The 15,423-nt window shown below is 64.8% G+C and carries 14 protein-coding genes; 7 read left to right on the forward strand and 7 right to left on the reverse strand.

The genetic code is table 11. The annotated features are described in order from the left end of the window. On the reverse strand, positions 1-2,238 hold the full coding sequence (locus ACWEFV_RS00305) for a M20/M25/M40 family metallo-hydrolase (RefSeq protein WP_450068669.1): 2,238 nt from the start codon (positions 2,236-2,238) through the stop codon (positions 1-3). Positions 2,239-2,348: 110 nt separating this feature from the next. After that, on the reverse strand, positions 2,349-3,527 hold the full coding sequence (locus tag ACWEFV_RS00310; RefSeq protein WP_450068670.1) for an NAD(P)/FAD-dependent oxidoreductase: 1,179 nt from the start codon (positions 3,525-3,527) through the stop codon (positions 2,349-2,351). Between the two features lie 151 nt (positions 3,528-3,678). Between ACWEFV_RS00310 and ACWEFV_RS00315 the strand changes: the two genes are divergently transcribed. The 3 genes from ACWEFV_RS00315 (at position 3,679) to nrdF (ending at position 7,079) form a co-directional block, all read left to right on the forward strand. Beyond that, a complete protein-coding gene (locus tag ACWEFV_RS00315; protein WP_450068671.1) occupies positions 3,679-4,419 on the forward strand; it encodes a TetR/AcrR family transcriptional regulator in 741 nt (246 codons plus the stop codon). Positions 4,420-4,499: 80 nt separating this feature from the next. Next, positions 4,500-6,041, forward strand: a complete 1,542-nt coding sequence (locus ACWEFV_RS00320; protein ID WP_450068672.1) for a flavin-containing monooxygenase — start codon at positions 4,500-4,502, stop codon at positions 6,039-6,041. A 75-nt stretch (positions 6,042-6,116) separates the two neighbouring features. Next, positions 6,117-7,079 (forward strand): class 1b ribonucleoside-diphosphate reductase subunit beta, encoded by a 963-nt coding sequence (nrdF, locus tag ACWEFV_RS00325; RefSeq protein ID WP_064865507.1) that lies wholly within the window; start codon positions 6,117-6,119, stop codon positions 7,077-7,079. A gap of 19 nt (positions 7,080-7,098) precedes the next feature. Here nrdF and ACWEFV_RS00330 read toward each other — a convergent pair whose 3' ends face one another. Further along, complete coding sequence (locus tag ACWEFV_RS00330) at positions 7,099-7,641, reverse strand: hypothetical protein (RefSeq protein ID WP_135453520.1); 543 nt, start codon at positions 7,639-7,641, stop codon at positions 7,099-7,101. Positions 7,642-7,923: 282 nt separating this feature from the next. Between ACWEFV_RS00330 and ACWEFV_RS00335 the strand changes: the two genes are divergently transcribed. Beyond that, on the forward strand, positions 7,924-8,424 hold the full coding sequence (locus tag ACWEFV_RS00335) for a DUF2510 domain-containing protein (RefSeq protein ID WP_450068673.1): 501 nt from the start codon (positions 7,924-7,926) through the stop codon (positions 8,422-8,424). Positions 8,425-8,436: 12 nt separating this feature from the next. On the opposite strand, the gene ACWEFV_RS00340 is transcribed toward ACWEFV_RS00335, so the two are convergent. Both ACWEFV_RS00340 and ACWEFV_RS00345 read right to left on the reverse strand, forming a co-directional pair. Beyond that, a complete protein-coding gene (locus ACWEFV_RS00340; protein WP_450068674.1) occupies positions 8,437-9,573 on the reverse strand; it encodes a transporter substrate-binding domain-containing protein in 1,137 nt (378 codons plus the stop codon). A gap of 265 nt (positions 9,574-9,838) precedes the next feature. Beyond that, positions 9,839-10,090 carry a hypothetical protein gene (locus ACWEFV_RS00345; RefSeq protein WP_135453521.1) on the reverse strand — a complete coding sequence of 84 codons (252 nt, stop codon included), beginning with the start codon at positions 10,088-10,090 and terminating at the stop codon, positions 9,839-9,841. Between the two features lie 157 nt (positions 10,091-10,247). On the opposite strand from ACWEFV_RS00345, the gene ACWEFV_RS00350 reads away from it, so the two are divergent. Both ACWEFV_RS00350 and ACWEFV_RS00355 read left to right on the forward strand, forming a co-directional pair. Next, positions 10,248-10,613 carry a heme-binding protein gene (locus ACWEFV_RS00350; RefSeq protein ID WP_450068675.1) on the forward strand — a complete coding sequence of 122 codons (366 nt, stop codon included), beginning with the start codon at positions 10,248-10,250 and terminating at the stop codon, positions 10,611-10,613. 252 nt (positions 10,614-10,865) lie between these two features. Beyond that, a complete protein-coding gene (locus ACWEFV_RS00355) occupies positions 10,866-12,245 on the forward strand; it encodes an alpha/beta hydrolase (protein WP_450068676.1) in 1,380 nt (459 codons plus the stop codon). A gap of 1 nt (position 12,246) precedes the next feature. Here the strand turns inward: ACWEFV_RS00355 and ACWEFV_RS00360 are convergent, their stop codons facing one another. Further along, on the reverse strand, positions 12,247-13,698 hold the full coding sequence (locus ACWEFV_RS00360) for an LLM class flavin-dependent oxidoreductase (protein WP_450068677.1): 1,452 nt from the start codon (positions 13,696-13,698) through the stop codon (positions 12,247-12,249). A 145-nt stretch (positions 13,699-13,843) separates the two neighbouring features. Here ACWEFV_RS00360 and ACWEFV_RS00365 point away from each other — a divergent pair, with 145 nt between their 5' ends. Beyond that, positions 13,844-14,194, forward strand: coding sequence for a DUF3349 domain-containing protein (locus ACWEFV_RS00365; RefSeq protein ID WP_450068678.1), 351 nt, complete (start codon positions 13,844-13,846; stop codon positions 14,192-14,194). Positions 14,195-14,276: 82 nt separating this feature from the next. Here the strand turns inward: ACWEFV_RS00365 and ACWEFV_RS00370 are convergent, their stop codons facing one another. Continuing rightward, on the reverse strand, positions 14,277-15,326 hold the full coding sequence (locus tag ACWEFV_RS00370) for an NAD(P)-dependent alcohol dehydrogenase (RefSeq protein WP_450068679.1): 1,050 nt from the start codon (positions 15,324-15,326) through the stop codon (positions 14,277-14,279). Between the last annotated feature and the right edge of the window lie 97 nt (positions 15,327-15,423).

Below are 15,423 nucleotides of genomic sequence, written 5' to 3' on the forward strand. Positions count from 1 at the left end.
TCAGGGTTCCGTGACGGTCGTGAACACCGCGACCGTGCTGTCCTGACGGTAGAAGATGTCCGTCGGCGGATCGGCCAGATGCGAGTCCGGGAGCCAGCTGTAGTCGACGACCTGAACTTCGAGTGGCCCGGCCGGCCCGGTGAGCTGCACCTCGATCCCGTCGGCAGGAACGGCCGAGAACTGAAAACCCTGCCGTGGCACCGGTGTGATGTCGCGTCCGGAGACACGCAGCGCCTGTGGCGGGCGGTCATATCGCAGGGCGATCGAGGTCGCCCCGCGGGTTGAGCGCAACTGCAGTCCGACGGTTCGATGGCCGGAATCGGTGGTGTCGGAAAGGATCTCGGCACTCGGCGCGGTCAATGCGCGGACCGGAGCTGAGCCGCTGGCGACCGCGTCGGGCCATAGCCCGGCGAACTGTGTTCGTGGCTGGCCCGGCTCGACGAACTGTCGCGTCCAATGATCGGGCCGTTGTTGCGAAACCCACTGTGCCTCATGACGGTCGGCGTCGAGCGCGTAGGACAGCTGGGACATCAGCGGATGCTGATCGTCGAAGCGGTCGACAGCCAGACCCGCGGCCGCCAGAACCACGGTGAGGGCCAGCGCCGCGGACGGGATGATCGCGGTCCGGCGGCTCGGCCAGGAGTGTGTGAGCGTCGGTAGCAACAGCACCCCGAGCAACATCACCGCCGGAGCTGTGAGGTACGGCGCGCCGGAGACTCCCGCCTGCAGTCCGGAGAATGCCATCGTGCCCAGCATCACCGCACCCGGAACCAGCAAGATCGTGAGTATGGGCAGCCGCCACGGATCGGGCACCAGGAAGGTGAGCGAAACACCCAGCGCCGCAGCGAAAACAGGTACTACCACCACGACCGCGGCCGCCGGGGCAATGGCCGTCGATACCGCGCCGATCAACGCCATACCGCACAGCAGTCCCGCGACGGTTGCCGACGCTCCGAACCACCGACGAGACAGCGCATACCACACGGCGAGTACGGCCACGCACAAGACGAGTACGGCTGCGTAGTAGAACTCGGGCCGGTACGGATCGACGAACAGCGAGCGGTACTGCGGCCGAATCGCGATGATCGCTTCCCGCAGTCCGTAGACAGCGGCCATCGCGACCGGTATCGAAAGCACCGCGGTCGCCGCCGAACCGAGCGAGCGGACGATGCTTGCCTCACCGCTGCGCCGCATCCGCCACACCACCCAGCCGACAACGAGCACTGTGGTGACCGCAAGCACGATGATCACCCAGAGCGGCAGTATCACCAGCACTCCGAACGGCAGTGGGAAGTACGCGCTGTTCTCGTCCACGGAAGTGCCGAGGTCGCGCCGACCGAAATCGTGGGCCAGTGCGAGGGTATTGTCACCGAACTGCTGCACGGTGGCGAGGTTGACCTGGCTGGGATCGTCGAACGGATTGTGGTAGTAGGCATTCCGCCCGACGAACGCCCAATCGAGCACTTGCAGACCGCTGAGGTCAAGGGCGGCGAAATCGGTATTGCTGCCGGTCTGAGCACCGGCCAGGGTAGTCGTCAGCGAGTCGGTATTCGGGTGCGGGGCAGCGCCTACCGCATTGATCAACATGCTGCTCGGTCGGTTCATCCGCCACATCAGGGGCGGGCCGCCCGCCCCACGAGCCTCATGGTTGATGACCACTCCGCCGCGCGGGTCGGCGCCGCCCGACGCCACGAACGCCTCGGCGCCCAGTAGGCCGAGTTCCTCTGCATCCGTCAGCACTATTACCAGGTCATTGCGCAGTTCCGTTGCGCTCGCCTGCAGCGCGCGTACGGCTTCGACGACGGTGGCGACTCCGACGCCGTCGTCGTTCGCGCCGGGGCCCGACGGCACTGAATCGTAATGCGCCATCAGGTAAACGGTGCCGGTGGAGTCGCGTCCGGGCCGGTGCGCGACGATATTCCCCACGCGCGCCATGCCGAGCAGGTCGTGTTCCAGCTGCGCGGGGTATCGGCCGACGCCGTAGCGGATCTCGGTGTCCAAACCCAGATTTCGCAATTGGTCGACGAGATGCTCACGCACCCGGTCGTGTTCGGCGCTACCGACCGGATGCGGCCGCGACGCGATCGCTTTGACCGTGTCGAGCGCGCGCTCGGCGCTGAACATCTCCATGGGTGCGGAGGTATCGCGGTGGCCACGCGGTTGCTGTTCCCATGCGGTGCCGGCCACTACTGCCAACAGGATCGCGAACGCCAGCACCCCGGACAGTCGACGGCCCACCCCACGATCGTATCCCCGCGAGGGTGGTTGGCCTGCTGCCCGGGGCCAAGCGCCTATGAACCACAGTCTGATTCGCATCGGCGCCGCGTCCCGAGAGCGTCGTCACGTGCCTACGTGTGTTGCGGACTCTGCGCCTTCTTGTACAGCGACTTGAGCAACATGTCGCGGAAGGTGTGATTGTCCAACGCCTTCAGGCCCGCACCCGCGACCGCGGGAATCCCGGCCAGCTTGTTGAAGAAGCGGCCCCGGCGGTATTCACGACCCCACGCGGCGCGCATCCGCTGCTCGTAGTTGGTGAAGTCATCGGGCCCGCCGTTGGTGAGCGCGGCGATCGCGCACTCGCCTGCGGTCAGCCCGGATTCGAGCGCCTTGGAGATGCCCGCACCGGACACCGGCTTGCCGGCGCCCAGCGAGTCACCGGCGAACAGCACACCGGGACGCCACGGCGGCCAGGCGGTGAAGCCCATCGGCAATCGCCAGGCCCGCACGCTCTTGTTCTTCTTGAGTTCCTCGATCGGCGGCAGTTCCCATTCGGCCGGCAGGGTCCGCATGAAGTCGCCGAGGAACTGGGTGGCGTTGATGGACTGCCAGTTCTTGTAGCTGTTGACGTAGCCGAGGCCGATGTTGAACCGGCCGCCGCCCATCGGGAAGACCCAGCCGTAGCCCGGCAGTTGGTCACCCTGGAACATCAGCTTGAGGTAGATCTCGAAGGCATCGCTGTCGGGACGGTTGGCGTGCATCTCGGACCGGATGGCGATAGCTGAGTAGCCGTTGTACTCCGAGTCGATCTTCAGTGCGCGCTTGATGGGGGAGTAGGCACCGTCGGCCGCGATGACCGCGTCGCCGTAGACCTTCTCACCGCTCTTGAGCACCACGCCGACCACCCGGCCCGCGGCGTCGAATTCGGGCCCGGCCACCTCGGCGCCCTGGCGCACCTCGGCACCCGCCGACTCGGCGTGCTTGAGCAACAGCGTGTCCAGTTCGGTGCGGCTCACGGTGTGGCCGTGGTCGGGCATGCCGGGACGCCGCGGGAAGGACAGCTCCCACTCGCTGGGGCTGTACACGGTCACCTTGTTGACCCGATGGAACTTGGCGACTTCGTCGGACAGGCCCATCTTCTGCAGGTAGCTCACCGCGCGGGCGGTCAGCCCGTCACCACAGGGCTTGTCGCGGGGGAACTCCGCCTTGTCCAGGACCAACACCTTGGCGCCGGTCTGAGCGGCCTGCCACGCCGCGGCTGACCCCGACGGGCCGCCACCTGCTATGACCAGGTCGTATCGCTGCGTCATGAGCCTCGTCTCATCGGTTGACTGTGGCTGCGATAGTACCCAAGCGAGGTGTCGGTGGCTTGACGGGCGAACGCCCGGGTCAAACGGTACAACCGCGTGTTGTGAGGCGGTCTGGGCAGGTCAGCGCTATCAGGGCGGGTACAGTGATCGCGTGCGGCGAACGTCGAGATCACATTCCAGCGATGGCCCGGGCGTCAAGGTTGACGCCCGTAGCGAGCGCTGGCGTGAGCACCGAAAGAAGGTGCGGTCGGAAATCGTCGACGCATCGTTCCGGGCGATCGACCGGTTGGGCCCCGAGGTCAGCCTGCGGGAAATCGCCGAAGAGGCCGGTACGGCCAAGCCGAAGATCTACCGTCACTTCGCCGACAAGTCAGATCTGTTCCAGGCGATCGGCGAGCGGCTGCGCGACATGCTGTGGTCGGCGATCTTCCCGGTGATCAACCTCGGTGCCGATCCGGCCCGGGAAGTCATCCGCCGCAGCGTCGAACAGTACGTGCTGTTGGTCGACGAACACCCCAACGTGTTGCGGTTCCTGATTCAGGGCCGGTTCGCTGAACAGAGCGAATCGACCATGCGGGCACTCAACGAGGGCCGGGGCATCACCCTGGCGATGGCCGACATGTTCTCCAACGAACTGCGCGAGATGGAACTTGACGGGGCCGCGATCGAGCTCGCCGCTTTCGCCACCTTCGGGGCCTGCGCCTCGGCCACGGACTGGTGGCTGGGCACCGACGAGGACAGCCCGCGCCGGATGCCGGCCCAGGAATTCGTCAACCACCTGACCACGATCATGGTCGGTTCCATCAACGGCACCTGTGAACTGCTCGGCATCTGGATCGACCCGGACCTGCCGCTTCATGAGGGTGTCCAGCGTCGCCAGCACGCCAGCTAACCATCTCGTTGACAGTCGGGTCCCAGGTCCGGAGACTGGGAAGTATCCGGTACCGCCGTTCCCAGAAAAGGACCTGAGCTATGACGGCTGCCCAATCCTCGCCGCAGGGTCAGCAACCAATCCACACCCGCGCCCTGATCATCGGTAGCGGGTTCTCGGGGATGGGGATGGCGATCGAGCTGCAACGCCGCGGCGTCGATTTCCTCATCCTGGAGAAGGCCGACCAGTTCGGCGGCACATGGCGCGACAACACCTACCCGGGTTGTGCCTGCGACATCCCGTCACACATGTACTCATTCTCCTTCGAGCCGAAGGCGGACTGGAGCCACATGTGGTCGTTCCAGCCCGAAATCCAGGATTACCTGCTGGGTGTGGCGTCCAAGTACGGGCTGCGCCGTTACACCCGGTTCAACACCCATGTGGACCGCGCGCACTGGGACGACCAGGAGCTGCGCTGGCACGTGTTCAGCGACACCGGCCAGGAGTTCATCGCCCAGTTCCTGGTCTCGGGCGCCGGTGGCCTGCACATCCCGCAGATCCCCGATATCGAGGGCCGTGACGAATTCGCCGGTGTGACTTTCCATTCCGCGCAGTGGGACCACAGTGTCGACCTCACGGGCAAGCGGGTCGCGGTGATCGGCACCGGTGCCAGCGCGATCCAGATCGTGCCTGCGATCGTCGACGACGTCGCCGAGCTGCACCTCTACCAGCGCACCCCGGCCTGGGTCATGCCCCGGGTGAACACCAAGTTCCCGCAATCGATTCGGCGCATGTTCAGCTATGTGCCCGGCACGCGTGCGGCGATGCGCGCGGCGATCTACTGGATCCACGAGGGCGTCGGCTTCGCCATGACGCAGCAGCCATGGCTGCTCAAGATCGGCGAGGCGATGGGGCGCTACAACATCAACCGCAGCATCAAAGACCCCGAGCTGCGTCGCAAGCTCACGCCGCGCTACCGCGCCGGGTGTAAGCGAATTCTCAACTCCGACACTTACTACCGCGGGATCGCCAATCCCAAGACCCAGGTGATCACCGAGTCCATCACCCGCATGACGCCGACCGGCATCGTCACCGCCGACGGCGTCGAGCATCCGGTCGACGTAGTGGTGTTCGCCACCGGCTTCCATGTCACCGACTCCTACACCTACGTCGACATCAAGGGTTCCGGCGGTGAGGATCTGGTCGACCGGTGGAACCGCGAGGGGATGGCCGCGCACCGCGGCGTCGCAGTGGCCGGCATGCCGAATCTGTTCTTCCTGCTCGGGCCCAACACCGCGCTGGGGCACAACTCGGTGGTGTTCATGATCGAGCAGCAGATCCGCTACGTGGGTCAGGCGATCGCCGCCGTCGACAAGGCCGGCGCCGAGGCGCTCTCACCCAACCCCCGCGCCCAGGCGGAGTTCAATGCCGAGCTGCAACGTGATCTGGCCGACACGGTGTTCAATACCGGAGGTTGCCGGAGCTGGTACATGGACGCCCACGGCGTCAACCGCACCCTGTGGAGCGGCATGACCTGGCAGTACTGGCTGGCAACGCGCAAGCTGGATCCCGCGGAATTCGATTTCCTCAAGGCTGGGCGCGACACGAAAACACTAGATGTTCCGGTCCCCGCGGGTGGTTAGCCCCAGGGGTAGTGTCATGGGTATCTGCTGGCAAACACAACGACCTGGTGAAATGAGGTTCCGGTGAGCGAAGGCATGAAGCTGATCGACCGCGTCTCTGCGATCAACTGGAACCGGCTCCAGGATGAGAAGGACGCCGAGGTCTGGGATCGGCTCACCGGTAATTTCTGGTTGCCAGAGAAGGTGCCGGTGTCCAACGACATCCCGTCGTGGGGAACGCTGACCGCGCACGAGAAGCAGCTCACCATGCGCGTGTTCACCGGCCTGACGCTGCTGGACACCATCCAGGGCACCGTCGGCGCCGTCAGCCTGATCCCCGACGCGCTCACTCCCCACGAGGAAGCCGTCTACACCAACATCGCGTTCATGGAGTCGGTGCACGCCCGCAGCTACTCCAACATCTTCTCCACCCTGTGCTCGACGGCTGAGATCGACGACGCGTTCCGCTGGTCGGAAGAGAACCCGAACCTGCAGCGCAAGGCCGAGATCGTCATGCAGTACTACAAGGGTGACGAGCCGCTCAAGCGCAAGGTGGCCTCCACGCTGCTGGAGAGCTTCCTGTTCTACTCGGGCTTCTACCTGCCGATGTACTGGAGCAGCCGGGCCAAGCTGACCAACACCGCCGACATGATCCGGCTGATCATCCGCGACGAGGCCGTGCACGGCTACTACATCGGCTACAAGTACCAGCGTGGGCTGGCCCTGGTCGACGAGGAAAAGCGTACGGAGCTCAAGGATTACACGTACGAGCTGCTCTTCGAGCTGTACGACAACGAGGTCGAGTACACCCAGGACCTCTACGACGAGGTCGGGCTCACCGAGGACGTCAAGAAGTTCCTGCGCTACAACGCCAACAAGGCGCTGATGAACCTCGGTTATGAGGCGTTGTTCCCGAAGGACGAGACCGACGTGAACCCGGCGATCCTGTCTGCGCTCTCGCCGAATGCCGACGAGAACCACGACTTCTTCTCGGGCTCGGGTTCCTCGTACGTGATCGGCAAGGCTGTCGTCACCGAAGACGAGGACTGGGACTTCTAGTCACGCGGTTTTCTCGCCACTAGTTGGCGTACGGGTTGCGTCCCTCGCCGGTGTTGAGCAGCAGCGGATTGTTCGGATCGAGGACATGGCTGCTCGCCGGGCTGAGGACGAACCCAGCCCCGTCAAACGAGTTGCTGCACATCGTCACCGTGCCGTCGGTCCCACACGTCACATTGCGGAAGCTGATGCGTGATCCGGGCAGCAGCCGGTTCGGCAGCCCGTCGAACACGAACAGCGGCCGGTTGTCGCTGACGAACGTCGGCAGCCCCTGTTGCGCGCCGGTGACCGCGTTGGCCCCATCTGGTGCTGCGGGCAGCGGGCCACTGCAACCGTAATTGCCCGACTTGCGGCTGATGGCGCATGCGATATCGCCCGGCACCGCGAATGCGTAGTACTCGCCGTTCTGCATCGCGAAGTCCGACGGCTTCACCGGCGTAAGCGCATTGAGATTGAGCGGCGGTGGGGGCGGCGGCGGGGGCGGGTCCGCTGCAGCCACGCCCGGGATGCAGAGGCCGGCGCCGACCGCCGCACTCACCAAAGCCATCAGAAGTCTCCTGCGCATCGGTTCACCTTATGACGTCACATCGAGGCACGCAGTAACACCGGGGCGTTAACGTGCCTGGCCCGGCAACCCTCGCAAGTGGCGTGCTCTCGAATCTGGTCGAACCGTCCGCACCGATGATCACGCCGTTCTTTTGTCCCGATCGACGGATCTGGTGTCGACTTGGCCGTGGGCTGTATACGTGTGCCCCAATTCGGTTGATGCAACTTGGCCGTCGGTGACGGGCGGGCGCGCTATTCTCCCGTCGAGATCTCTGCAGTCCGAACCGGGGAGGACCTATCGATGACGGTGCCCATGCCGCCAGGCTGGTATGACGACCCGGACGGGTCACCCAACTCCGAACGCCGCTGGGACGGCCACCAGTGGACTCCAGAACAGCGGATGAAATCCGGGTCGAACCCTCAACCGGCCTACCCACAACCCACTCCACCGCCACTGCAACCACCGCCACCGATGGCACAGATGCAATATCCGCCGCTACCCGCTCACGCGTCGTATTCGCCGCCGCCGTATCCGCAACCGGATGTGCACGCGCAGTATCCGCTACCGCCACAAGCTCAATATGCGAACGGGTCCGCGTCGTCCAATCTCTTCTCGATCATTGCCTTTGTATGCGCGGGTGTCTCCGTGCTGTTCTGCCCGATCCTGTTCGGGCCCGCCGGCCTTATTCTCGGAGCGGTCGGCCTCACGAAGAAGGAACGCTTCGCGCCTATCGCAATCGCCGCGGCGGCCTGCGGCATGATCGCGGGGATCGTGCTCGGAGTGGCTGTTTGGGCCAATTAGCCGGATTTGGTTTCAGCTGGCGCCGGCGGCGGTTGCGACGTCGTCGCCGAACCACTTCTCTTTGATCAGGTTGTAGGTTCCGTCTTCGCGCATGCGAAACAAGGCCTGATCGATCGGTTTACGCAATGGGCTGTTGGTGCTGATGACAAAGCCCTGGTTCTCGTCTTGGAACACCGGACCGGCCGTGACTGCGACGCCTTCACCGCGGTGAGCGACGTAGTAACGCAGCACGGGGGCATCGAAAACGACAGCGTCATAGCCCTCTTCGCGCAGTAAGTGGTACGACTCCTCGATGGTGGATGTCTCGGTAGCGTCAATACCCATCGAGTGAAGGAAATCCGCCGCCGTCGTCCCGTGCACCGTAGCCACGGATTTCTCGTAAAGATCGGCCGGACCGGTGATTTTCGCGTCCAGCTTTGCCACGGTCAGGGTGGCGCTGAGGTTGGCCGAGTAAAACGAAACGAACACGATTGCGGCAAAACCCCACAGGATCGCCAGCGCTTTGGTGATCGTTTGGGTGGCCGAGACGCTCTGGCGTCCGACCAGCGAACCCATTCCCCAGCCGAACGCCTGAAAAATGCCCGGGAAGTACGACCGCGACACTACGGGCCGTTCAGTGCGTCGCCGCTCCACCAGCCAGAAAACATGGGCGGGAACAACACTGACCACCACCGCGGCAGCGAGCCAGACCAACATCGTGCGCGACAGCAGCAGGTCAAGATAGCCGCCCAACCCAGGCACCGAAGGCCGGGTGTCCTGCACCGGGACGATGATCTGCAATCCCGCGTCCAGGGTGGGTTGGGTGAAGTCGAACGACTGTTCGCGCTGCGCCGTCAGTGAAATTCCGCCGACCGCGACATCAGCACGTCGGGCAGTCACCGCCGCCAGCTGCCCGCGGACATCATCAGTGGTCAGGTAGTCGGTTGTCCATCCCACACGTTTGGCAACTTCGTCCCACAGATCGATGCTGAACCCAGTGAGTTCCCCGCTGCTGGTTCGCATCACAAACGGCTCTAGTTGATGGACGGCAACGCTGACCGTCTCCGCCGTTGTTCCTGGGTCTTTGGGGGGCGCCGGCTCGGCAGCGGCCCGCGCTGCAACAGCGGGTCCCATCGCAAGCAACGACGAGGCGATCGCGAGAGCCGCCAACCCCAAGCATCGACGTATCAGCACACTACCTACACTTCCTGCCCGCATGGCAAGTGTTACAACCACACGAAGCGTGACGGTGCCACCAGAGCGTCTTTCACCATGCCAGGCGCTGACGCTGCGTAACACTCGACCCGTGCCGGTTCAGCTGTTTCTCGGGTGGGGCGGGCTTTCACCGCCGAACCGGCTCACGTGCGACCATCAACCAGGGCAGTCGTGTAAACACGCTGCGGTACAACAAGGTTGAACAGTTGGCGATTCGCGATCAGATGAAGCCGAAACCGGGGAAGCCGTAGAACTCATCCTCGCCGGGGTACACCCCTGGGGTGGCGTCGATTTGGGTATTGCCTTCGGATGCGCACTCGGTGGTCTGCCCACCAGCTACCGAGCTGCCACCGGTCACCTGGCATTGCGGCAGCAGTGAGGGATCGGCGCCTGCGTTCGGCGCGCCCAGCAGCGCAACAGCCGCACCGACCACCGCAGCACTCCCAATCAGAACCTTACGAACATGCGGCATTTGCGACGACACCTTCCGTTTTGGCGCGAACCACATCCACGACACCTGCTGACCCGCTGGTTATCTCGATCCGTGCACCTGATTGTCACGCACGATATGGTTGCATGCAAACATTAACCGCAGCTCGTAAACCGGAACCGATGATTGATGGAGTCGCATGAAGCCTGCAATGCATTCGCTTGGCCGTGCCACCGCGGCGGCACTGGGAACGGCGGCGGTAATCCTGAGCGCGTCGGCAACCGCCTCCGCCGAGGCGCCGAACTGCACAACTGCTGACGTGACCGCCGTGATGGCAAGTGTTTCGACAAACATGACCGGCTACTTGTTCACCCACCCGGACGTCAACGCGTTCTTCACCGGGCTGCAGGGGCAGAGCAAGTCCGCGACAGCCGCGCAGACGAAGGACTACCTCAACCAGAATCCGCAGGTACGCGCCGAGCTCGACGCGATCCGGGCGCCGGCGCTGGACCTGCGCAATCGCTGCAACATCCCGCTGGAAGCCGAGATATCCGGCGTGATCTGAGAGTCACACTTTCGCTGGTAGTACCGGAGCCTGCAGAGGCTCCCAGGCGTGGAGGTGCGCGGTCCTACCGACCACGGCGCCCCCGAGGCGCGTTGTTGGATTTGGTTGCGTCGCAACGTGATCGGATCAGCAGTATTCATCGCACCGGCGGTTCCGGCCGGGACGGCGGGCGATGACGACGTCGTGGCGTGCACCTGCCCATGCAGAAACCACTCAGCGAGTTGACAGCTGGCGTTGATAGGAAATGAGCTGATGTACCAGCTCATTGCACAGATCTCGCTGATCCACGGCTGGTTCCCATTTGCCGTGCAGGCGATCGCGGCCCTGCTGCTGGGAGCCGCGGTGGGCTGGCGCTCGCCGCGCTGGCGCCGTAGGTTGCTGCCGGCGCTCGTGGTCACGGCGGCGGTGCTGGCGGCCGTGACCTACTGGTATATCGACTCGATCGGGGTAGCGGGCAACGCCGGGCCACCGGAGCTGTGGGTCTGGATCGCATTGACCGCGCTGGCCGCCGGGGTTGCGTTGCTGGGTTGGGTGAGTGCCCGATGGTGGCGACGGACCGCGTCGGTCGCGTCGGTCGGGGTTTGCGGGCTGGCCTGTGTGCTGACACTGAACATCTGGGTCGGATATTTCCCGACTGTGGACGCCGCCTGGAAGCAGCTCACCTCGAGCCCACTGCCGGGGCAGACGGACCGGTTGACCGTGACGAAGATGCAGCTCGCCCACTTCCGGCCGACAAGCGGCGTTCTGGTCCCGGTCACCATCGACTCGACAGATTCGGGGTTCAGCCACCGCGGTGAACTCGTCTACCTGCCGCCGGCCTGGTTCGCCGGCAATCCGCCGCCGCAACTTCCGGCCGTGATGATGATCGGCTCGCAACTGAACACCCCAGCCGACTGGCTACGCGCAGGCAACGTGCTGGGCATCCTCGACGGCTTCGCGGCCGCCCACGACGGCAACGCGCCGGTGTTCGTATTCGTCGATGCCACCGGCTCCTTCACCAACGACACCGAGTGCGTCAACGGCGTCCGGGGCAATGCCGCCGACCATCTGACCAAAGACGTTGTTCCGTATCTCATCTCGAACTTCGGTGTGCGCCCCGATCGTGATGGGTGGGGGATCGCGGGCTGGTCGATGGGTGGTACCTGCGCGGTGGACCTGACCCTGATGCACCCGGACATGTTCAGGTCATTCATCGACATCGCTGGGGACCTGCGACCCAACACCGGCGACAAGACGCAGACGATCAACCGGCTCTTCGGTGGGGACGCCGACGCGTGGGCGGCCTACGACCCGGTCACCATCATGCGCCGCCACGGCCCGTACTCCGATGTCACGGCGTGGTTCGAGGTGCCGATCTCGCAGCGTGGTGCGAACACGCACGATCCCACGGCGAATCCCGAGGCTCAGGACGTCGCCGCGAGCACGCTGTGCGGCGCGGCCCGCGCGGACGCCATCACGTGCTCGGTGCAGACCGCGCCGGGCCGCCACGACTGGGCATTCGCCGCCAACGCGTTTGGCGCCGCCCTACCGTGGCTGGCCGGTCAGCTGGGCACCCCCGGCGTGGAACAGACCGAACTGCCACCGTCGACGTTGGGGTCGCAGCCCACCAACGTCCAGGCCGCGCCGCGCTGAGTCAGCGGCCCCGCGCGGGCTGGGCAGCCGTCGATGCTGACGAGGACGGCAGAGTCGACGGGCGTTCGATGATGGTCGAATTCTGCCCTCCCACGCGGTAACTGGCACCGCGATGCTCATCGGCCAGGCGATCGCCGTGCCCCAGCAGCTTGTTGCGCAGACTGCCCGGCGCGTATGCCGGCTGGTAGGCACCGCGCTCGGTGAGGACCGGAACGACGTGCTCGATGAATTCCGAGAAGGATCCCGGCGTGATCGCATAGGCCAGGTTGAAGCCGTCGACGTCGGTCTCCTCGACCCACTCCTGCAGGGTATCGGCGACGTGCACACCCGACCCGACGATGCGCGGCCCCATGCCGCCGATCTCACCCCACTCGGCGATATCCCGCACATTCCACTCACCGCCCTTGTCCGAAGCGGACTGAAATGCCTTGACCGCGGACAGGATTGCGTTGGAATCGACATTGCCGATCGGTTCGTCGAGGCCGTAACGGGCCAGATCCACGCCCATCCACCCGGACATGAACACCAGTGCGCCCTCGGGATCGCCGTAGGCCAGATACTCGGCGTGCCTGGCGTGGGCTTCTTCGTCGGTCTCGCCGGTGATGATGGTCGTGAGGTTGAATATCTTGGCCGAGTACGGATCCCGGCCCGCCAACTCAAGCTCGGCCCGTATCGTGGAAACTGTTTCGCGCAGAAGGGCTTTGGTGGGAGCGGCGGTGAAGATCGCCTCGGCGTTCTCCGCGGCGAAGCGGACCCCGCGCGGCGAGGAACCGGCCTGGTAGATGACCGGCGTGCGCTGCAGCGACGGTTCGGCCAGATGCACCCCGGGGACGTTGAAATGAGTGCCGGAATGACCGATATGGTGCACCTTGGCCGGGTCGGTGAAGACTCCGCGTTCGGCGTCGCGCACCACCGCGTCGTCCTCCCAGGAGCCCTCCCACAACTTGTAGAGCACCTCGAGGTACTCGTCGGCATGGTCGTAGCGGGCATCGTGCGCCGGTTGGTCGGTCTGGCCCATATTGCGTGCTGCCGCAGGAAGATACCCGGTGACGATGTTCCAGCCGACCCGGCCGTTGGTCAGATGGTCGAGCGTCGACATCCGCCGGGCGAACGGATACGGATGCTCGAATCCGGTACCGGTGGTGATTCCGAACCCCAGATTCTCGGTGACCAGCGCCATCGCCGATACCAGCAGCATCGGGTCGCCGACCGGGATCTGGGCGGCCTGACGGATCGCCGCTTCGTCGCTGGCCCCGTACACGTCGTAGGTGCCCAGCACGTCCGCGATGAACAGGCCGTCAAAACGCCCGCGTTCCAACAACTTCGCCAGCTCGGTCCAGTAGGTGATGTCTTTGTAGCGCCAGGACTGATCGTCTGGATGACGCCACAAGCCCGGCGACTGGTGGGCGACGCAGTTCATGTCAAAAGCGTTGAAACGGATCACACGGGTCACTGCGCCGAGAATGCCGGGACAGCGGTGGATGGTCACCGGTTGCGCTCAGCGGGATTGTATTTGGCGGTGAACCACGAATGAATGGCCGCCCAACTGTCGGCTCCTCCAGTGGTGGGTCGGCCTCGCAACCGCGAAACTTAGTCGGGTGTCAACAAAGTCGCTGCTGATCTCGGTCCTGAACTGGCTGCGCGCCGGCTACCCGGAAGGCGTGCCGGGTACTGATCGCGTGCCTCTGCTCGCGCTGCTGCGGGCCACCCCGCTGACCGAGGAACAGGTGGCCGAGGTGGTGCGCAACCTCGCTGAGGCTGCGGCACCTGCCGACGTCGACCATCCCATCGACCGCGACGACATCGCGGAATTCATCGCCGAAGTCACCGACCACGATGCCGGTCCGGAGAACATTCAGCGGGTGGCGGCCAAACTGGCCGCTGCGGGCTGGCCGCTGGCCGGGGTCGAACTGCAGTCCCACACCGGTCAGGAGTCAGAGGCCCGATAACGCGTTACGCCGCGGATTGCGGTCACTATGTGACGGCAATCCGCGGCGTTGACGACTCGGGATTGTTTGACCGGGCTGCGGACTAGCCGCGCAGTGAGGCGGTGTCGATCACGAAGCGGTACCGCACATCACTGGCCAGCACCCGCTCGTAGGCCTCGTTGATGTAATCGGGCTGGATGACCTCGATCTCGGGGGTCACGTTGTGCTCGGCGCAGAAGTCGAGCATCTCCTGGGTCTCCGGGATGCCGCCGATCATCGAACCGGACAGGCTGCGGCGGTAGGCGCCGAGCGGGAAGAACGGCACCACCAGCGGCTTCTCCGGCGCTCCGAGCTCCACCAGCGTGCCGTCGGTCTTGAGCAGGCCCAGGTAGGCGCCGAGGTCGAGATTGGCCGACACGGTGTTGAGGATGAGGTCGAAGCTGCCGGCCAGCTTGCGGAAGGTGTCCGGGTCGCTGGTCGCGTAGTACTCGTCGGCGCCCAGTCGCAGGCCGTCTTCCATCTTCTTCAGCGACTGTGACAGCACGGTGACGTGCGCGCCCATCGCGTGTGCGAGCTTGACGCCCATGTGGCCCAGCCCGCCGAGGCCGATCACGGCGATCTTCTTGTCTGGCCCGGCGTTCCAGTGGCGCAGCGGTGAGAACAGCGTGACGCCGGCGCACAGCAGGGGAGCGGCCTTGTCCAGAGGAATCGAATCGGGGATGCGCAGGACGTAGTTCTCGTCGACGACGATCGCGCCGCTGTAGCCGCCGTAGGTCGGGGTGCCGTCGCGCCCGGTCGCGTTGTAGGTGCCGATCATGCCGCCGCCGGTGCAGTACTGCTCCAGCCCGGCCTTGCAGTTGTCGCACTCTCGACAGGAGTCGACGAAGCAGCCGACACCGACATGGTCGCCGACCTTGTACTTGGTGACCTCCGAGCCCACGGCGGTCACCACGCCGGCGATCTCATGACCGGCCACCACGGGGTAGTTGGGGGTGCCCCACTCGCCCTTCACGGTGTGGATGTCGGAGTGACAGATGCCTGCGAAATGGATGTCGAAGGCCACGTCATGAGGCCCTACTTCACGGCGGGTGATGGTGGTCTTGGCCAGCGGTTCGGTCGCCGAATTGGCGGCATAGGCATAAACAGTGCTCATCAAAGCCCTCTTTGCTCGTCGTCTGTGCGTATCCCGGAAAAGGTTAGTCCGGTTAACTGAATACTGCCTGAGCGGCAGTCTCGTAGCTGCAACGACG

This window comes from Mycobacterium sp. NPDC004974, from assembly GCF_053600815.1.